This is a genomic window from Prosthecobacter debontii, assembly GCF_900167535.1.
GTDB lineage: Bacteria > Verrucomicrobiota > Verrucomicrobiia > Verrucomicrobiales > Verrucomicrobiaceae > Prosthecobacter > Prosthecobacter debontii.
Window position 1 is genome coordinate 377,380 of sequence record NZ_FUYE01000004.1, and the last position, 16,999, is coordinate 394,378.

A 16,999-nucleotide genomic window follows, 5' to 3' on the forward strand; every position below is an offset into this window, starting at 1 on the left:
TCATTATGCCCAATCTTGATGAACTATTCGAACCACAGGGTTCCCATTTCACGCATCCCAAGCTTCGTGAGCTTGAGGCACTACTGGACGCCTCTGCAGAGAGCGAGTGCGAAATCGAACGACGCCGAGAGGGATTCACGTTCCGACCATCAATGATTTACGTCTTCACAAAGCCCGGAAATGGATCAACTCAGGTAGATGCGTTCGAGTGGCACGAGACGCTCAATTCATTTCTTCTGGGTCGTGGAGTGAGAGCTACCAGCCAAGAAAACGAAGGTCTCCGCTTCTCCATCATACTGCGTACCGACCTCCAACGAGTGGAAGTCCGTTACGGAGAGGGCTACTTTAATGCGCTCGTTCTCGAATTTGTCGAAAAGACTTTCAGCCACATCCACGACATCCGGTCGATACTTCAAAAGGTAGGTCCCGGTCGTCCTTATCATGGCCGGGTATATAGCGATGCGGCAAACGCGGTCCATAGCGTGTTTGCCAAGGTCGCTCAGATGCTTTCAACGCAACTGAAATACGATCCCACTTCCGGGAAACGGATCCTTGTTCAAGCAGCCAAATATTACTTGGACGAGCGGTTCTCCATTTTGCCCGGTGAATTCCTGAGAGCGTCTGGGGAAGCATCGAAAAGAAGAGAAGTGGATCAGCGAACGACCAGTGAAGTTGTGATTTTTGATACGAACGCGTATCGCCAACTCACTTATGGACTAGGTCTCGAAGAGTCGCGTGCAAAGGCTGTTCTCCTGCGGAACAAAGACAGGAATGCGGGCAGACTTGTGCTCGCTCACCCAATCGTAATCTGGGAGCTAATTTCGCACTTAATGGATGTCGGCGACCCCGGTTACCACCATTGTTTACATGCTCTGGTCGCTCTCGGTGAGCACGCGACGTCTAGCAGTCGTCCTGAAGGCGGTGTTAACATCATGGCAGATGCTCTTTTAACGGTCTGCCGAGAACTTTTCGGTCGTCTGCCTCCAGGCTATGAGCAAGGCCTTCAAAATCTAGGCAGCTTGGTAACGCATATTACCAGGCATGCTCCAGATCTCTCTGATTCCGTGGCGCAAGCCAACATTCAGAATCTTGGCCGCGGAATGCTCGCCAAGGAACAATCGTGGCTTAATGGCATGGCGGCGGTTGTTGAGAAGTTCGAGCCGGGCGCTGCGAAAGCCTTTTTCGGTGAAACGACAGATAATGAAGCACTTAGAAAAGTCCGCGCCTACTTTGAGACCCCCGAGTTTTTTGCTGCCTGGTCGCATTACATCGTTGCGAGTAACGCCGTGGAAGTCGGCATTACTTCGATTCCTCCAGACGAGTTTCAGGCCAAGGCGGAGCTTGTCCGAAAAATCTTCGCCACACCATTTCACCTCATGCGCGTCCTGCTTCAAAAACTTGCGACACCACAATCGGTAAATCTCGCGAGTCCGAAAAATAAGCGTTGGAACTTTGTTTGGGACAGCATGATTGCATTCTCAATCGGGCCCGGAACAATTGAGGATGGGTCGGTCCATTTGGTTACTGGCGACAAAGAGATTGTCGTAGCTGCATCGTCGGCTGGTTTCCAAAAACAGGTCATCTCCTTGGATGCGTATCTAAAAACAATCGGAATAGAGGAATGACCGCCACTCATCCTTCACCCGCCAAACTGAAGCCCAACCCCGCCTGGGCCTCGCTCTCGCTCTTTGAGCGCACGGGGTGGAAGCGCATGGCATTTGGAGAGTTTGCCGAGAACATCGGGGAGCGGGCGGAGCCGAAAGATGCGCAGGAGGAGATTTATGTCGGGCTGGAGCATCTGGACCCGCAGTGCCTGCACATCCGGCGCTGGGGGAAGGGCAGCGATGTCACGGGCACGAAGCTGCGGTTCCGGAAGGGCGACATCATCTTTGGCCGCCGCCGCGCCTATCAGCGGAAGCTGGCTGTGGCGGAATTTTGCGGGATCTGCTCCGCTCATGCCATGGTCATTCGGGCCAGGCCGGACAAGGTGCTGCCGGAGTTCCTGCCCTTCCTCATGATGAGCGACCGCTTCATGAACCGCGCCGTCGAGATTTCCGTCGGCTCGCTCTCGCCCACCATCAACTGGACCACGCTCAAGCTGGAGACCTTCGACCTCCCACCGCTCGACCAGCAGCGCCGCATCGCGGAAATCCTCTGGGCGGTGGATGAAAACGAACAGCAGGCAATCACACTTCGGTCTGCCCTTGAGAATGCAAAGGCTGCAACCGTGCATGCGTTCATCGAGCAAGCTCGCGAACACGGCCAGATTACTTCGCTGTTGAAAGGCTGCCAACGTGTCACCGATGGAACACATCAGCCACCAGGGGTTACTGATGAAGGCGTTCCCTTTTTCCTCGTGAAAACGATTTCTTCAGGATGGGTGGATTGGAGTCACATCAAGTTTGTCAGTGAGGAAACATACATGGAGTTGACACGTCGGGTTCGGCCGAAGCACGGCGATATTTTATACACTGCGGTTGGAGCGACCTATGGCGTGGCACTGCTGGTTGATTTCGATACCCCGTTCGTTTTTCAGCGCCATATTGCCCACATCATTCCGAATCCCGACGTCTTCGACAGTGAGTATCTCGCTCTTTTCCTGAACTCACCCTTTGGAAAACGGCAGTCAGACCGAGCGGCGACAGGAAGCGTTCAACCAACAGTCACTTTGAAGTCTCTGAGTTCGTTTAAGGTGCCCTGCCCGCCCGTTGAAAAACAGAGGGATCTGGCGACGAAGGCAAAGAGCTTTGATTCTGCTCTCAAAGCGCGTGCGTTAGCAGACTTACGCGCAATATCATCGGGCATTCTCAATTCCATTCTTCCATGAGCTTGACCAAATCCAATACCGTCGAGCAGATGCAATGAACAAGAAACTTTCGCTAGCATTCGTCGAATTGACCCAAAACGCTCTTTTCAAGGCGATTTGGTTCAAGGGCAGCTTGCGGATGTTTTTGATTCAGCACCAAATCTCCGAAACAGCACTTGCTCAATGGCAGGCGGACCAATCCAAACGCGAATTCATTGAGTGGCTGTGGCCGAGGCAAGTGAAAGACGAAAAGGGGCAGAACGCGATCTTGGGTATGGCGAGATCATTGGCGGAGATGAACCCCTTTCCCGACTTGGAACGGAAGGAGGACACCAAAGAACGAATCCCTGAGGCGGCTGAGGCCATCAATCGGTTGAGAAGGGCGGTTTCGGAGATCAACGAAACGATCCGCGAAACAAGAGCTTCTGAAGCAAGGCGAAAGGCCGCGATCGAGGAGGTCGCGAAAAGACAAGCGGCGCAACAGTCTCTTGAAAAGCTCCAGACAGCGTTAAATAACCTCACGAGCAAGATCGGAACCCAAGAAAGTGGATATGAGTTCGAGCGGTGGAGCTACGATCTGGCGATTTACTTCGAACTCGAAGCCCGTCCCGGCTACAAAGCGACAGGTCGGCAGATTGATGGAGCCATTACAATAGAAGGCACGACCTTCCTCATCGAAACCAAACTGGTAAACGAGCCCATCGGGTCTCCGAACATCGACATCTTCATGGCGAAGATTGAATCCAAGGCAGACAATACCATGGGCCTGTTTATCTCTCAATCTTGCTTCAACGAAGGAGCTAAGCTGGCTGCGTCAAAGCAGCGCACGCCGATGCTGCTTTTGGATTCAGGCCACGTCTTCAATCTGATCATGCGTGGTGAAATGACACCTCCGCAAGTGGTGTCCCGCATCAAACGCCACGCCCACCAAACCGGATCATCCTATCTCGATGCCAGCGACTTCTGATCATCATCGGCTCTGCACGATCCTCAACCCACCACGACCATGGCGACCAAAGCATCCAAAAAGAAGCCCCCCTCTCCGGCATCGAATCCCCAACGGGACATGTTCGTGATCATGCCCTTCTCCGGCAGCAAGTCCTGCACCGAGGAGCAATGGACGGACATCTTTGAAAACGTCTTCTCACCCGCCGCCGAAGCCGCAGGGCTTTCGTGCTCCAGAGCCAAAGTGAGCACCGGAAGCCTCATCAAATCCATCGTCGAGCGCCTCCGGACGTCCTACATCGTGCTGGCGGACATCACGGACGCCAACCCCAATGTCTTCTACGAACTCGGTGTTCGCCACTCCCTGAGCAAACGCACGATCATCGTCGCTCAAGGAGCCAGTCACATTCCTTCCGATCTGCGCGGATACTGGTCCCTGATCTATGGCACCGAGCCGAGACATGTGAAGAAGTTTGCGGAAGATCTAAAGGGCATCGTTGACCATATCAACGCGGAACCGGAGAGGCCTGATAACCCGGTGAGTGATTACCTGGAGCGTGAGTTTGTTCAGAGCACGAGAATCAAGACATTGGACGCCGCCCGCAGGTTCAGTGCGTTACACACAGAGTTGACCGGCATCCTTGGAGAACTGTCGGGCGGCAGATTTCGAAGGTATCCAAGTTCGGTCGGTCAACACTCGTGCTTATCGCTCCTTCTCGATGAACGCTACATTGATCCAGGTCCAGAACTGCTAAGACAGGCATACGAGGCTAGAAAGACATTGCGTGTGCTTATGGGGTGCGACGAACCCAGCAGTTCATTTGTGGCTGACGCTATCTCTATGGTTTCGGCGTTAATGAATGATGTCCGAGTGCTACGGGACAAGCTGGCAAAAGGAGATTACTCCGAACCTGAGCAGATCAGTGTTCTAAATTGGAGTTTCTCGGCTAGCACAAACCAACCCCAGTCGCCCCTCAAAACACGGGAACCCAGCCCATATAGGTGTGCCTTCTCCCCACGTCCGAGTGGCCCGACGGGATATGGTGATGAAGATAGCGACGACAGTTTATAGATTCTATCTCCATGAGCTTCCCCGAATCCGACACCGTCGAGCAGGTTCTCCTCGACGCAACGACGAGCCTCGGCAGCGGCGCGGGCAGTTCAGTGCTGGGCGAGACCGCGTTTTTTTTCCGCTTATTCTCAAGAAGCTCTCTCCATTACTTTTAACCAATATTCGCAATGGCAGATAACGCATCATATGACGTATTTTTGAGCCACAACAGCCGTGACAAGGCCTTGGTAAAAGAGCTGAAGACGTGGCTAAATGGTTTAGGTCTGCGTTCATGGCTGGATGAGGATGAACTGCAGCCAGGATTGCGCTGGCAGAAGCTGCTTGATAAGGCAATCAAGTGCAGCAAGAGCGTTGCTGTCTTGATCGGTCCAAGTGGCACGGGACCATGGGAAATAGAAGAACTGGAGAATGCTTTGATCTATGCGGTAAAAGATGATCGCCCAGTAATTCCCGTCTTCTTACCAGGGGCTCCAGAAAACATCGATCTACCACCATTCTTGAGCAATCGTGGCACGGTAGACTTGAGGCCAGCGTTTGCCGAAGAGAACATTGATCGTCTTCGTTGGGGGATTACCGGAGAGCGTTATCATATCCGCGAGGGGGCAGCGACACGAAATTCCAGTGAACCCGTGCGTGCCATCAGTGAAAAAGAACTATCAGCGGCTGAACATGTGCTTGAGGCTCTGCTCAAACAGGGACAGCAGGCAAGAGACGAGGATAGAAGCCAATACGTTGATCGTGTTGGTTTTACTGTCTTGATAAAGCAATTAATCAATGCTTCCCCACGCATGCAGATGGAGATGCTGGCTGCGATTCGGCGGATTTATCCTTCCCGCACAATTTGGGCTCGCGGTAAGCTTGCTTACATACTAGGGCGATTCACTGACTCTGCCGTTCGGAAAGAAGCGGTTGATGTCTTGAAGTCGTATCTCGCTGAACACACGCACGCGTTGCAAAATCTCCAAAGCGTCAACGCTGTGGACAATGGAAGTCTAAGAGACGAGTTGTTTCTGGAGAGGACTATTTATATAAGCTTGGCATACTTAGGAGACGATTACGCATCTATGGCGTATGTTCAGAAGCTAATTAGCGATCCCATTGTTGACGAGTTGAATCGGGGCTTTCACCTCGATTATTACGGTGATTCAATCGTGCCTGACTTGACTTCAAACCCCGGGACAAATACTTTCACGACATTGATTCTACGCCTTCGCACGGACCTCACTAATCAGTCTGCACGGCCAATGACAGAAATTGAGTTGCAGACTTTGATGTCTCTAGCTGTCCCTCGTCATTTAGCCGGGAGTCTTAGCGATTTAATCCGGAACTCGATTGTTGATCTCGTTAACGATTTCAGGCTATCCCGAATTATAAAACTACTACCGCCCTTCGCTTCATTCATTGACGCGAGTACATCGATTCTTCAGCGAGCAAAGGCAAGTCCTGGCTCCGTGGTTTCAGATTTTTATCAGTTGAAAGTCACACGACGCCAAGGCTGGCTGCAAAGGGGAATTTATGAACCTGAATCAGTGGCTGATCACACATGGGGCGCGATGATTCTTGCCCAAATCTTCCTGCCTGAGAATGCCGGAACTGAAGAATTATCTGACCCTAGTTACTCAAAGCATAGGGTTGTTGAGATGCTTTTAATTCACGATCTTTCAGAAGCATTCACCGGCGACAAACCACTATCCGACAAGTCAGAAGCAGATCTTTTTCAGGAACGTCAGGTGATGCGGCGAATCTCTGGATTTGGCGGCTTATCCATTTTCACAGGAATGGCTAACTTTTGGTCGCTAAACGAAGAGTTTGTTGCCCAAAAGTCGGTCAATGCGCGCTTAGCGATGGATTTTGACACACTCGATGGATATTTCCAACTTCAAAGATATTCGAGTGAGGGGCAGAATATCACGGACGGAAAGGAATTTGCCGAATCGCTCATTGCGAGACTGAAAACGGATTTCTGTCTGACCCTTTTTGGCCGATTGGCTCAGAGTGATGCACCGTTACTAAAGTGGTTTGCGCAATCCAAATGAGCTTCACCGAATCCAACACAGTCGAGCAGATGATCCTCGACGCCGCGACCAGCCTCGGCAGTTCCGTGCTGCGCGAGGACCAACACAGTACTATGAACTCTTGAGCGATACCAATTATGGCCACCACAAAGCGAACCAAGAGAATTTTTATCAGCCATGCTCATGCTGATAAGCCCCTCGTGGATGCATTGGTGGATTTGATCGAAACGGGAATGGGAATCCCTTCGACAAACATCTTTTGCACTGCACTCGAGGGGCTTGGAATCCCCTCAGGTGCAAGTTTCATTGACTACATCAAGCAGCAGATCCGGAGGCCTGATGTTGTGTTACTTTTGATCACTGAGAATTATCTCAAGCGTCCATTCTGTTTGGCGGAAATGGGAGCAGCATGGGCGATGTCGCACAGGGTCATACCGCTCCTTTCTGGTAGAATGAGTCCGGGCGACGTAGGGGGTGTTTTGGGAGCAACCCAAATCCTCAAGGTTGATCAGGACAGCGGGCTGAATCAGTTTTTTCAGGAACTGACGACAGCACTGCGCGTCTCAATATCTAACGTTCCTCGTTGGGAGGCAAAAAAACAGCAGTTCTTGGCTCTAGTCGGTAGTCTTCAGCCGAAGGCAACATTGCCAGCACCCGAAAAGACGACGGTGAGCGGCGAATCTGAGTTGCCGCTCGCGCATCATATTGAAGGTATTTGGAGAGCTGAATTTCATTACACTGATGGAAGCGAATACCGGGAGATAATTGAGATTCGCCGAGAAAGTAGGAATGAATTTACTGGTCGGATTGTGCCAAGCCTCGACAACTGCCCCCACACAGCCTCAATTGATCACAACCGCACGAAGCGTATCCACGCAAGCCTCAGCGGAACTGATATGCTGACTGGTGTATGGTATCAGCCTGCACGTCCTCTGACACATGGAGCATTCCAACTTAAAGTGTCTCAAGAGGACGACTCGCTTTTGGGAGGATGGTTGATGTTTAGCGATAACAAAGGTATTCCGGTTTCCGATCGGTGGAACTGGTATCGGCATGTGGTTGGCGCTAACTCAAGGTTTGGCGTGTATGGTGTCACGGGTGCCGGGAAAACGACGCTCTGTGAACACCTTCAACAACGGGTCATGAACTGCCGATTCTTTTCAGAGTCAGGAGTGATTGGCGACTATATGAAGCGGTTTCATGAAGAGTCCTTGGAGGAGTTTAAGCTTCGGTCAGAGGCAGGACGGATGGAAGGCCGCCAAAAAGCGTTTCGATTCCATGCAGAGCGAATCAAAAACTCCTGCGGGGTATTTGTGGGGGATGCCCACTATTCATTTCCAGCTGAGAGACTGGGGAGTCTCGTGCAACCCCACCCTGATTCTCGCAATGGCATCCAGCCTGTGATGCCGGATGCCGCGTGGGAGATATATCAAGCTATCATCTATCTCGATACGCCTGCCAGCATTGTTAAACAGAGGCTTCAAAAGCAGGCTCAACAGACAGGACGAAATGAATGGGCCTCGAAGCTAGGCGTCCATGAGATACAAGACTGGATCGACTACGAGAAAGAGATGCTGTCCAGGCAATGTGCTCTACGGGGGAAGCCGTTTTATGTTCTCTCCGGTGACGGGGCAGCCGCTGAAATAGCATCGCAAGCGTCCGTCTTCGTTGAGCAATTCAAACCCACCGCCTATTAGGCATGTCCACGGACTCCAACACTGTCGAAAATAAGGTCATCGACACCGCGACCAGTCTCGGCAGCGGCGAGGATATTTTGGATCAGGACGTTGCCGCTCGCCAGCAACTTTTTCTGGCACGGACTTTGTTGATTCAGACCATTTGTCTCAACAATGAACAGTCTGCACATAAATATTTGCTCTCGATTCTTACTGATCCACTAAACGATCAACTGAACCGAGGATTTCATTTGGTACATTATGCCTCTGGAGTGCCCCGAAGTTTGAGCCAGTTTTTATGAGAGTCTGAGTCTGGCGGGTGGGTTGGTTTGTTGGGGGATCTCTTGGGTACCGATGGGGAGAGGAGACTCCTAAGTTGTCTGTGAACTCGCAATGCCTTCAGGCTGACGGAGCGGAGCGCAGGCGGCCTGAAGGCATTGCTGCGCGAACTCCTCCGGGGTCCGTCAGCCTAACAAAGAGTGCAATCGTTGATGGTTGTAGGCCTCCCGCTACGCTTTGCCAAGCACCTTCGCTTCCAGCAATGTGCTAAAGCTCTCCACGTTGAGCAGTTCGTCCCTCATCCGGCTGTTGAAGCTTTCACTATATGCGTTCTGCCACGGGCTGCCTGGCTTGATGTAGAGCGTCTCAAAGCCTTTCTCGGCGATCCACTTCCTCACCACTTTGGCGACGAACTCCGGACCATTATCGCTGCGGATGTATTTCGGCGCGCACCCACGCCGGGCGACGGCGGCTTCAAGCACCCTCACCACATCCGCTGCCTCCATTTTACGCTCCACTTCCAACGCCACGTTTTCACGCGTGAACTCGTCGCAAATGGGCAGCCATTTGAGCCGCCTGCCGTCCTCGGTCTGGTCAAAGACAAAGTCATAACACCACACCTCGTTGATCTGCGGGGCACGCTGCCTCTGGCTGCCTGCTTCGATGCTGCCCAAGCGCAGGGTTGAGCGGGGCTGGACAAGGCTCTTGCAGGCCCGGCGCTGGGACACCTGGAACTTGCCTTCCAGGTGCACCACCGCCTCGCGTTTGCGCGCCGGGCTTACCATTTTCCCTCCGCTATCTCCTTGAGCATCGCGTTGTCCAAAGCCTGCTCGGCCACCAGCTTTTTAAGCCGGGCATTTTCCTTTTCCAGTTCCTTGAGCCGTTTGACGGTGCTCTTCTCCGCTCCTCCATGCTGCTCTTTCCAGCGATGATAGGTCGGCACGCTGACGCCGATCTGCAGAGCAGCCTCTTCAGCGGTTTTGCCTCCGGCGATGAGGCCCGCGGCCTCACGCAGCTTCTTGATGATTTCTTCAGGGGTATGTCTTTTGCGTTTCATGTTGTCTGTCGATGTTTACCACATCTCAGACTCTCATTAAACACGGCTCAGTTTTCGGGGAGAATTCCAACATCCTCTGGTGTGTTATCTCGCTGCCACAGGACGTGTATCGCGGCAGATCGTTGAAAAGCGTCTCGGTGCGATTGCCAAAGCCGAACGTCTCATCATCAGCTCCAGCCAAGCTCTCTATCAAGCCTTTGATTCGGTTGGATAGCTTTCGTGATGCAATCCCGTGAATATTCGGTTTAAACAAGCTTTCCATGACCATCCCCACCTTTGACCCATTGCTTTGAGAAGTCGGACGAGACACATTCATTCTGCGCCGGTGGCTACGGAGAACGGGGCTCGTCCTTCCCTGAACGTGGATTGGAGCCATCTGGAGATCGGCTGCATGATTATTTGATCTGCTCTAACCAGGTTTTAAAATCCGTTGCCCCGAGTTTAGCTTCACCGAGAGGCACGAGGCTTTGGTCATCGATGGGGGTGCCGAAGTAACCTGCGGCGGGGTCTGCCATGACGCGGCGGGGGTCCCCCTGAGCTTCGAGGTAGGTAGTCACGAAGTCGGTCATGGGCTGGGCCTGGGGACCGGCGATGTCGTAGAGGCCGTTGTAGGCGGCGGCGAGGGCGGCTTCGGTCACGGCTTGAGCGACGTCGTGGGCGGCGATGGGTTGGAATCGAGCGGGGGTCAGGCGTACGGTGTCATTCACGGTGGAGGCATGGGCAATGCTGCCGATGAACTCAAAGAACTGGGTGGCGCGGACGAGGGTGTAGGGGAGGCCGGAGGCGCGGATGAGGTTTTCCTGCACGAGCTTGGCGCGGAAGTATCCGGCGGCCTGGAGGCGATCTGTGCCGACCACCGAGAGGGCGATGAAGTGCTGCACGCCTGCGGCAGCGCTGGCGGCCAGGAGGTGGGTGGTGGAGGCTTGGAAAAAGTCCATGACGGCGCGATCTTCAAAGGAGGGGGAATTGGACACATCCACCACGGTGTGGGCACCGCGAAGGGCTTCGGCTAAACCTTCGCCAGTGACGGCATTGACGCCCTGAGAGGGGGAGGCGGCGAGGACCTGGTGACCTTGCTGACGCAGGGATTGCACGACTTGTTTGCCAATGAGGCCGGTGCCGCCGATGACGACGATTTTGCCGGGCTGGGTGGCGGTGGTGGTGGAGGAGGGGGATGTGGTTTGCATGGCAGGAGGATCTTTCTCCAGCCGGAGAAAATCGGTAGCCGTGTCGGGTCAATATCAGCTATAACCAAACTGCATGACCGCTTTTGAAGATCTGAATCTCCTGCGTGCCTTCATCGCCATCGTGGACTGTGGCAGCATCTCGGCGGGAGCGCGCAGTCTGGGGCTGTCTCAGCCGGCTTTAAGCCGTCAACTGCGCACGCTGGAGGAGCGCAGTGGCATGGCCCTGCTGCGGCGTGATACGCATCAAATGAGCCTGACCGAAGGCGGCATACGCCTGCTGGAGGATGCTCGGGTGCTGCTGACTCAGGCGGTGGCGGCGGACCTGCGCTTGCGAGAGCAACACACCACGCTGACCGGGCATCTGCGCTTGTTTGCTACGGTGGATTGCGGGCAGTTCGGAGTGACACGGCTGATCAGTCACTTTTTGCATGATCACCCACAGATGACGGCGTCTTTATCTCTGAGCAATCGCCCCCTGCACATGATCCAGGAAGGTGCGGATGTGGGGGTGCTGCCAGGGCGCATCACGGATGAAAGCGTAGTAGCTCGCAAGGCCGGGTCCATCGCGCTGCAACTGGTGGCCGCTCCGGCGCTGGTGAAAAAACGACCAGCCCTGAAGACCCCTGCCGATCTCGCCGCCTGGCCCTGGCTGGCGCTGGCGGGGTCGCAATTTTGGGGCGTGCGTGAGCTGACTCTCCAGGGGCCGAAGGGCAACTCTCACACGCACAGTTTTACCCCGGTCTTCACCTCGGAGGGCGTGACGAGCCTGCGCGAGGCCGCCCGCTGTGCTTTGGGTCTCACTTTGCTCCCCACCTGGTTGATCGAGGACGATCTGCGTGCGGGCACGCTGGTGCGGGTCCTTCCTCAGTGGAAGGTGGCGGATCTCCCTGTGCATGTCATCTACGCCGGGCATCGTCTGCTGCCGCTGCGGGTGAGCGCGTTCATTGATTATGCCGTGAAGCACCTGTCTCGGGTCGGGGACTGTGGTTGGGGGATCGGGCGGGAGTGATGTTCTGGGCCAATCTTATCGGAAGGGCAAGGGGGGCGAAGCCGTGGACCTGAGTCGAACACAGCACAGAAGCCCAAGTCGGATGAGGCTCACTCATCCTTCGCCGTTGGCTGCGGAGAATGGGGCTTGTTCCTACCAAGGAGGAGGGTTTGATGGATGAAAAGAGTGTAAGATGTGGATCATCAATGGATTGATGCGCCAATGAGGCGGGCGGGGCAGGTGACCAAGAGCATGGGGTCACCTGCGGAAGACTATCCATCAGCTGATGACTGGGGTTTGTCGGCTGAATGGAGAGAGAAGTCGGTTGAAGAGGAGGGAATGTCTGTGGACCGGGGGGTAGAGATGCTCCTGTGGGAGGCATGTCAGCACGCATGGGGGACAGGTAGGCGTGGGGGCGGCCTGCCCGAGGACGGAAGTGAAGGGTGGTGGAAAACGGAGAAATCTCATGTCGCAATTTCTGAGAGCTGCGCCAGAATGACGACCCCTTTCCCATGTCAACCGAACGCAAGACCCTAGAAGAACGCGCCCAGATGTCCGACATCGAGCGCCTGCGCCACTCCTGTGCTCACGTGATGGCCACAGCGATCCTGCGCCTCTGGCCCGATGCGCAGTTCGCCTACGGACCGCCGATCGAGAATGGCTTTTATTATGACTTCAAGATGGAGCACCGGATCACCCCCGATGATTTCGAGAAGATCGAGGCGGAGATGAAAAAGATCTCCAAGGAGAATCAGAAATTTGAATGGAAGGGGGTTTCCCGTGAAGAAGCGAAGGCTCTGGCGGAGAGCGGTCGTCTCGGGGGTCTCACGGAGCGTCCTGGCAATCCCAGTATCTTCAAGCTGGATCTCATCGACAAAATCCCCGAAGGCGAACAGATCTCCTGCTTCCAGAACGGTGACTTCATTGACCTCTGCGCAGGTCCTCACGTCGGTTACAGCGGCAAGTGCAAGTATGTGAAACTGACCTCGGTTTCCTCGTCTTTCTACATGGGCGATGAGTCGAAGGGGCAGCTGCAACGCCTCTATGGCACCGCTTTCCCGAGCAAGGAGGAACTGGACGCTTACTTTGTGCGTCTGGAGGAAGCGAAGAAGCGCGACCACCGCCGCCTGGGCAAGGAACTGAAGCTTTTCCACATCGATGAAGATGTGGGCCAGGGCCTGATTCTGTGGACACCGAATGGTGCGGTGCTGCGCCAGGAGCTGCAAAATTTCATCGGCGAGGAACTGCGCAAGCAGGGCTACAGCCAGGTCTTCACGCCGCACATTGGCAAGCTGGCGCTGTATAAAACCAGCGGTCACTTCCCCTATTATAAAGAGGCTCAGTTCCCGGCCATCATCGAGCAAGATCAGCTTGAGAAGATCGCACATGAGGGCTGCTCCTGCGCGGAGATGACCTCCCGCCTGGATGCAGTGTCGGCCCAATTTGCCCATCAGATCAATGAGCGCACGGGGCGTGAAGTGATCGGCCAAGATCGGGTGATGGATGCGGAGAAGCTGCTGGACGGCTTCCTGCTGAAGCCGATGAACTGCCCGCACCACATCAAAATCTTTGCCAGCCAGCCGCGCAGTTATCGGGATCTGCCCGTGCGCTTGGCCGAGTTCGGCACGGTGTATCGCTGGGAGCAGAGTGGTGAGCTGAATGGAATGACCCGCGTGCGTGGTTTTACCCAGGATGACGCGCACCTTTTCTGCACGGAAGATCAGGTGGCGGCCGAGGTGCTGGGCTGTCTGTCGCTGGTGAAGATCGTGCTCAATACACTGGGCATGACGGACTACCGCGTGCGTGTGGGTCTGCGTGATCCTGACAGCGGCAAATACACGGGTAACCCTGAGCAGTGGGATCGTGCAGAAACGGCCTGCCGTGAGGCGGCGAAGACGCTGGGGGTGCCCTTCACGGAAGAGCCCGGTGAAGCCGCCTTCTACGGACCGAAGATTGACTTCGTGGTGAAGGACGTGATCGGTCGTGAATGGCAGCTCGGCACCGTGCAGGTGGACTACCAGTTGCCGATCCGCTTTGACCTGAGCTACATCGGCCCTGATAACAAGCCGCACCGTCCGGTGATGATTCACCGTGCGCCGTTTGGCAGCATGGAGCGCTTCACGGGCGTGTTGATCGAGCACTTTGCCGGTCACTTCCCAGCCTGGCTGGCTCCTGAACAGGTGCGCGTGCTGACCATCAGCGAGAAGGTGGATGCCTTTGCGGCGGAAGTCTTTGCCAAGCTGAAGGACGCGGGCCTGCGGGTGACGCTGAACAATGACGCGGATAAGATCGGTGCGAAGATCCGTAACGCGCAGCTGGATAAGGTGCCTTACATGCTGGTGCTGGGTGAGAAAGAAGCCGCGGCCGCCAGCGTGGCCGTGCGCCACAGCAAGCGTGGTGACCTGGGCGTGAAGTCCGTGGATGACTTCCTGGCTGAGATCACGGCTGAAGTGAAAGAGCGGAAGCTGTAAGTCTTTGTCTCGAATGTGGACTCCTGGTTAGGCCCTGCGGTTTAACCAGGAGTTTGTTTTCAATCTTATCCGCCATGGCCTCGCCCACCTTTAAGCTCCTCTTTGTCTGTCTCGGTAACATCTGTCGTTCGCCAGCGGCGGAGGGGGTGATGAAGCAGGTGGTGAAGGACGCGGGGCTAGCCGATGCGGTCTTCATTGATTCCGCCGGCACAGCGGGCTGGCATACCGGAAAGCGGGCCGACCAGCGCATGCGTGCGGCTGCGGCGAATCGGGGTCTGGAGCTGACGAGCTTAGCTCGACAGGTGCAGGATCGTGATTTGGCTGACTTTGATCTGGTCCTGGTGATGGATCGCAGCAATCAGGCGGATATCCGTGCCTTTGATCGTCAGGGGCGTTATCAGGATAAGGTCCGGCTTTTTTGTGACTTCTGCACGGAGCATGAGGAGACGGAGGTGCCTGATCCCTACTACGGCGGTGCTGAGGGTTTTGAAAAGGTGCTCGACCTGCTTGAGGATGGCTGTGCCGGGGTGCTGCAGCGGGTGCAGCAAAGACTGGCCTCTTCCCATTGATTTTTACTCGCCAGCCAGGGCTACGGTGAATTAAACCGTGTGTGTCATGAATGCCCGTATTCTTCTCGTCCTCACCTCCTGCGCTTTGAGTCTGGCCACCGGCTGGGTTCTGTCTCGTGGCAAGGCGGGCGACACCGGGCCTCGGAGTTCCTTGGTCATCGGCCTGAGCATGGACACGCTCAAGGAGGAGCGTTGGATCGGAGACCGGGACCTGTTTGTGGCGAAGGCCAAAGAACTCGGTGCCGAGGTGATGGTGGAGTCTGCGAACAGTGACGACACACGCCAACTCCGTGATGTGGAGAGCCTCATCACACGGGGAGTGGATGCCTTGGTGATCATCCCTCACAACGGTGCCGCCATGGCGCGTGCGGTGGAGATGGCTCACGCGGAGGGCATTCCCGTGCTGTCGTATGATCGCCTGATCACGGGTGCGGATACGGATCTCTACATCACCTTTGACAATGTGAAGGTGGGAGAACTGCAGGCTCAATTCATTGCGGATCGTCTGCCTGCCAGTGGCAAACTGCGTCTGATCCGCATCTATGGGGCGAAGACCGACAACAATGCGGTGCTTTTCAAACAGGGACAGGATAACATCCTCAAGCCGCTGATCGAGGCAGGACGCATCGAAGTCGTGTTTGAAGATTGGGCGGAGGATTGGAAACCCGAAAACGCCAAGAAGATCACCAATGCAGCAATCACGAAAGCCGGGCAGGGGATTGACGCGATCTTGGCAAGCAACGACGGCACGGCCGGAGGTGCGATTCAGGCCCTGATTGAGGAAGGCTTGGCTGGCAAGGTTATCGTCACCGGGCAAGATGCGGACTTGGCTGGCTGTCAGCGCATCGTGGCAGGAACTCAGACGATGACCGTTTACAAGCCGCTCAAACAGCTTGCGACTCAAGCGGCAGCCTTGGCCGTTAAGTTAGCGTCAGGTCGTCCGATCATTGCCCAAGAAGCCAGTGACAACGGCAAGATCCAAGTGCCCTCGGTCTTTCTCCCCATCATTGCGGTGACTCAGGACAATCTCCGCGAGACGGTGATCCAGGATGGATTCCGTGCGGAGAAAGATGTGTATGTGAAGTGAGGGAATGCGGCTTCCTCGCAATGCCTCGACGGACCTCTATGTACGTGGCCTGGCCGTCATGTAGAAACCTGTGAATTGATAACGATGAATGAATTCTTCCCGTGAGAGGAGTTCACTGCCACGCAATGGGTCTCCAACGTGGAATTGATCGCCTTGCCTAGAAAGCACGGCGATGAAATGACCGGTCTGACCAAAACGAACTCCGACAATGGCTGGAAGCAGAGAGGGATTTTCCTGTTCTTGAAGGAAGTCGGGTAAACCTTCACGGGTATTCATGTGCGTGGTTAGGCCACGTTTGTTTAAAGATCGAGCCAAATACCAAATCTCGGTGCCACCCTGATAGGAGTGGGCTTCTTTTGCCAGGGTTTCTTCACGGACCGTTATGCCGTGATGTTGTAGGAGACTGGCGGCCGCCGCGGCCCCGCAGGTGGAGTAGGTGCTCTGCCGGCAGACGGCTCCGTCCCAGAGATCTTTGAAGGCTCCGTCATGAAAGGGAGCTAAAAAGGGTTTGATGAAAGGCGCTGTGCTCAACAGCACTGTGAGTAGCAAAGCAAGCATACGGATGACCGAATGCTTGAAGGTGGCTAAGAGGCCGAGAGCTCCTCCTGTGACGACTAACCAAAGTTCGGTCAAGGGCCACGAGCGAAACTCATAATACCAGCCGGGCACATGGATCCAATGGGTGTAATAAAGGGTGAAGCTCATGCCCGGGAGCATGAGTAGGAGCATTAGCCATACCCAGCGTTTGCGAGTCTCTAAGGGCCGCCTCCACGCAGTCAGGTAGGTGAGGAAAAAGGCAACCATTGCGCCGAGGCCACAGAAGATGCCGAACCAATTGGGATTCATG

Annotated in this window: 15 protein-coding genes and 1 pseudogene; 13 read left to right on the forward strand and 3 right to left on the reverse strand. The window is 54.9% G+C overall.

Features of this window, described 5'->3' with window-relative positions; all coding sequences use genetic code 11:
- The first annotated feature begins 5 nt into the window (after positions 1-5).
- From B5D61_RS08290 to B5D61_RS08325, 8 genes are all read left to right on the forward strand, one after another.
- A complete protein-coding gene (locus B5D61_RS08290) occupies positions 6-1,625 on the forward strand; it encodes a hypothetical protein (RefSeq protein ID WP_078812863.1) in 1,620 nt (539 codons plus the stop codon).
- Positions 1,622-2,827 carry a restriction endonuclease subunit S gene (locus B5D61_RS08295; protein ID WP_078812864.1) on the forward strand — a complete coding sequence of 402 codons (1,206 nt, stop codon included), beginning with the start codon at positions 1,622-1,624 and terminating at the stop codon, positions 2,825-2,827. Before B5D61_RS08290 ends, B5D61_RS08295 begins: the two co-directional genes overlap by 4 nt.
- Before the next feature lie 34 nt (positions 2,828-2,861).
- On the forward strand, positions 2,862-3,773 hold the full coding sequence (locus tag B5D61_RS08300) for a coiled-coil domain-containing protein (protein ID WP_078812865.1): 912 nt from the start codon (positions 2,862-2,864) through the stop codon (positions 3,771-3,773).
- Between the two features lie 39 nt (positions 3,774-3,812).
- Positions 3,813-4,823, forward strand: coding sequence for a hypothetical protein (locus B5D61_RS08310; protein WP_139373139.1), 1,011 nt, complete (start codon positions 3,813-3,815; stop codon positions 4,821-4,823).
- An 11-nt stretch (positions 4,824-4,834) separates the two neighbouring features.
- The gene (locus B5D61_RS26205) at positions 4,835-4,978 is read left to right on the forward strand and encodes a hypothetical protein (protein ID WP_176159299.1); all 144 of its coding nucleotides are present in this window, start codon (positions 4,835-4,837) and stop codon (positions 4,976-4,978) included.
- 12 nt (positions 4,979-4,990) lie between these two features.
- Positions 4,991-6,859 carry an HD domain-containing protein gene (locus tag B5D61_RS08315; protein ID WP_078812868.1) on the forward strand — a complete coding sequence of 623 codons (1,869 nt, stop codon included), beginning with the start codon at positions 4,991-4,993 and terminating at the stop codon, positions 6,857-6,859.
- Between the two features lie 116 nt (positions 6,860-6,975).
- Positions 6,976-8,535: a TIR domain-containing protein gene (locus B5D61_RS08320; RefSeq protein ID WP_078812869.1), complete on the forward strand. Its 1,560-nt coding sequence runs from the start codon at positions 6,976-6,978 to the stop codon at positions 8,533-8,535.
- A 2-nt stretch (positions 8,536-8,537) separates the two neighbouring features.
- Positions 8,538-8,816 carry a hypothetical protein gene (locus B5D61_RS08325; protein WP_078812870.1) on the forward strand — a complete coding sequence of 93 codons (279 nt, stop codon included), beginning with the start codon at positions 8,538-8,540 and terminating at the stop codon, positions 8,814-8,816.
- Between the two features lie 210 nt (positions 8,817-9,026).
- Here B5D61_RS08325 and B5D61_RS08330 read toward each other — a convergent pair.
- Positions 9,027-9,850 (reverse strand): annotated as a pseudogene (locus B5D61_RS08330) (DDE-type integrase/transposase/recombinase); the annotation flags it as partial.
- Between the two features lie 79 nt (positions 9,851-9,929).
- Here B5D61_RS08330 and B5D61_RS26985 point away from each other — a divergent pair.
- Complete coding sequence (locus B5D61_RS26985; protein ID WP_281251760.1) at positions 9,930-10,064, forward strand: hypothetical protein; 135 nt, start codon at positions 9,930-9,932, stop codon at positions 10,062-10,064.
- Between the two features lie 181 nt (positions 10,065-10,245).
- Here the strand turns inward: B5D61_RS26985 and B5D61_RS08340 are convergent, their stop codons facing one another.
- Complete coding sequence (locus tag B5D61_RS08340) at positions 10,246-11,037, reverse strand: SDR family oxidoreductase (protein WP_078812872.1); 792 nt, start codon at positions 11,035-11,037, stop codon at positions 10,246-10,248.
- A gap of 73 nt (positions 11,038-11,110) precedes the next feature.
- Here B5D61_RS08340 and B5D61_RS08345 point away from each other — a divergent pair, with 73 nt between their 5' ends.
- The 4 genes from B5D61_RS08345 (at position 11,111) to B5D61_RS08365 (ending at position 16,152) form a co-directional block, all read left to right on the forward strand.
- Entirely contained in the window at positions 11,111-12,046 is a 936-nt protein-coding gene (locus tag B5D61_RS08345) for a LysR family transcriptional regulator (protein WP_078812873.1), read from the forward strand.
- A 491-nt stretch (positions 12,047-12,537) separates the two neighbouring features.
- Positions 12,538-14,496, forward strand: a complete 1,959-nt coding sequence (gene thrS, locus B5D61_RS08355; protein WP_078812875.1) for a threonine--tRNA ligase — start codon at positions 12,538-12,540, stop codon at positions 14,494-14,496.
- Positions 14,497-14,570: 74 nt separating this feature from the next.
- On the forward strand, positions 14,571-15,065 hold the full coding sequence (locus B5D61_RS08360; protein ID WP_078812876.1) for a low molecular weight protein-tyrosine-phosphatase: 495 nt from the start codon (positions 14,571-14,573) through the stop codon (positions 15,063-15,065).
- A gap of 46 nt (positions 15,066-15,111) precedes the next feature.
- On the forward strand, positions 15,112-16,152 hold the full coding sequence (locus B5D61_RS08365) for a sugar ABC transporter substrate-binding protein (RefSeq protein ID WP_078812877.1): 1,041 nt from the start codon (positions 15,112-15,114) through the stop codon (positions 16,150-16,152).
- Positions 16,153-16,188: 36 nt separating this feature from the next.
- Here B5D61_RS08365 and B5D61_RS08370 read toward each other — a convergent pair whose 3' ends face one another.
- Complete coding sequence (locus tag B5D61_RS08370; RefSeq protein ID WP_078812878.1) at positions 16,189-16,998, reverse strand: cysteine peptidase family C39 domain-containing protein; 810 nt, start codon at positions 16,996-16,998, stop codon at positions 16,189-16,191.
- Position 16,999: the final 1 nt, after the last annotated feature.

Bases quoted from the DNA above. Each gene is read 5' to 3' on its own strand.
- B5D61_RS08290 (WP_078812863.1), top strand. From the start codon at position 6: ATGCCCAATCTTGATGAACTATTCGAACCACAGGGTTCCCATTTCACG.
- B5D61_RS08360 (WP_078812876.1), top strand. From the start codon at position 14,571: ATGGCCTCGCCCACCTTTAAGCTCCTCTTTGTCTGTCTCGGTAACATC.
- B5D61_RS08310 (WP_139373139.1), top strand. From the start codon at position 3,813: ATGGCGACCAAAGCATCCAAAAAGAAGCCCCCCTCTCCGGCATCGAAT.
- B5D61_RS26205 (WP_176159299.1), top strand. From the start codon at position 4,835: ATGAGCTTCCCCGAATCCGACACCGTCGAGCAGGTTCTCCTCGACGCA.
- B5D61_RS08300 (WP_078812865.1), top strand. From the start codon at position 2,862: ATGAACAAGAAACTTTCGCTAGCATTCGTCGAATTGACCCAAAACGCT.
- B5D61_RS08365 (WP_078812877.1), top strand. From the start codon at position 15,112: ATGAATGCCCGTATTCTTCTCGTCCTCACCTCCTGCGCTTTGAGTCTG.
- B5D61_RS08315 (WP_078812868.1), top strand. From the start codon at position 4,991: ATGGCAGATAACGCATCATATGACGTATTTTTGAGCCACAACAGCCGT.
- B5D61_RS08325 (WP_078812870.1), top strand. From the start codon at position 8,538: ATGTCCACGGACTCCAACACTGTCGAAAATAAGGTCATCGACACCGCG.
- thrS (WP_078812875.1), top strand. From the start codon at position 12,538: ATGTCAACCGAACGCAAGACCCTAGAAGAACGCGCCCAGATGTCCGAC.
- B5D61_RS08320 (WP_078812869.1), top strand. From the start codon at position 6,976: ATGGCCACCACAAAGCGAACCAAGAGAATTTTTATCAGCCATGCTCAT.
- B5D61_RS08340 (WP_078812872.1), bottom strand. From the start codon at position 11,037: ATGCAAACCACATCCCCCTCCTCCACCACCACCGCCACCCAGCCCGGC.
- B5D61_RS08345 (WP_078812873.1), top strand. From the start codon at position 11,111: ATGACCGCTTTTGAAGATCTGAATCTCCTGCGTGCCTTCATCGCCATC.
- B5D61_RS08295 (WP_078812864.1), top strand. From the start codon at position 1,622: ATGACCGCCACTCATCCTTCACCCGCCAAACTGAAGCCCAACCCCGCC.
- B5D61_RS08370 (WP_078812878.1), bottom strand. From the start codon at position 16,998: ATGAATCCCAATTGGTTCGGCATCTTCTGTGGCCTCGGCGCAATGGTT.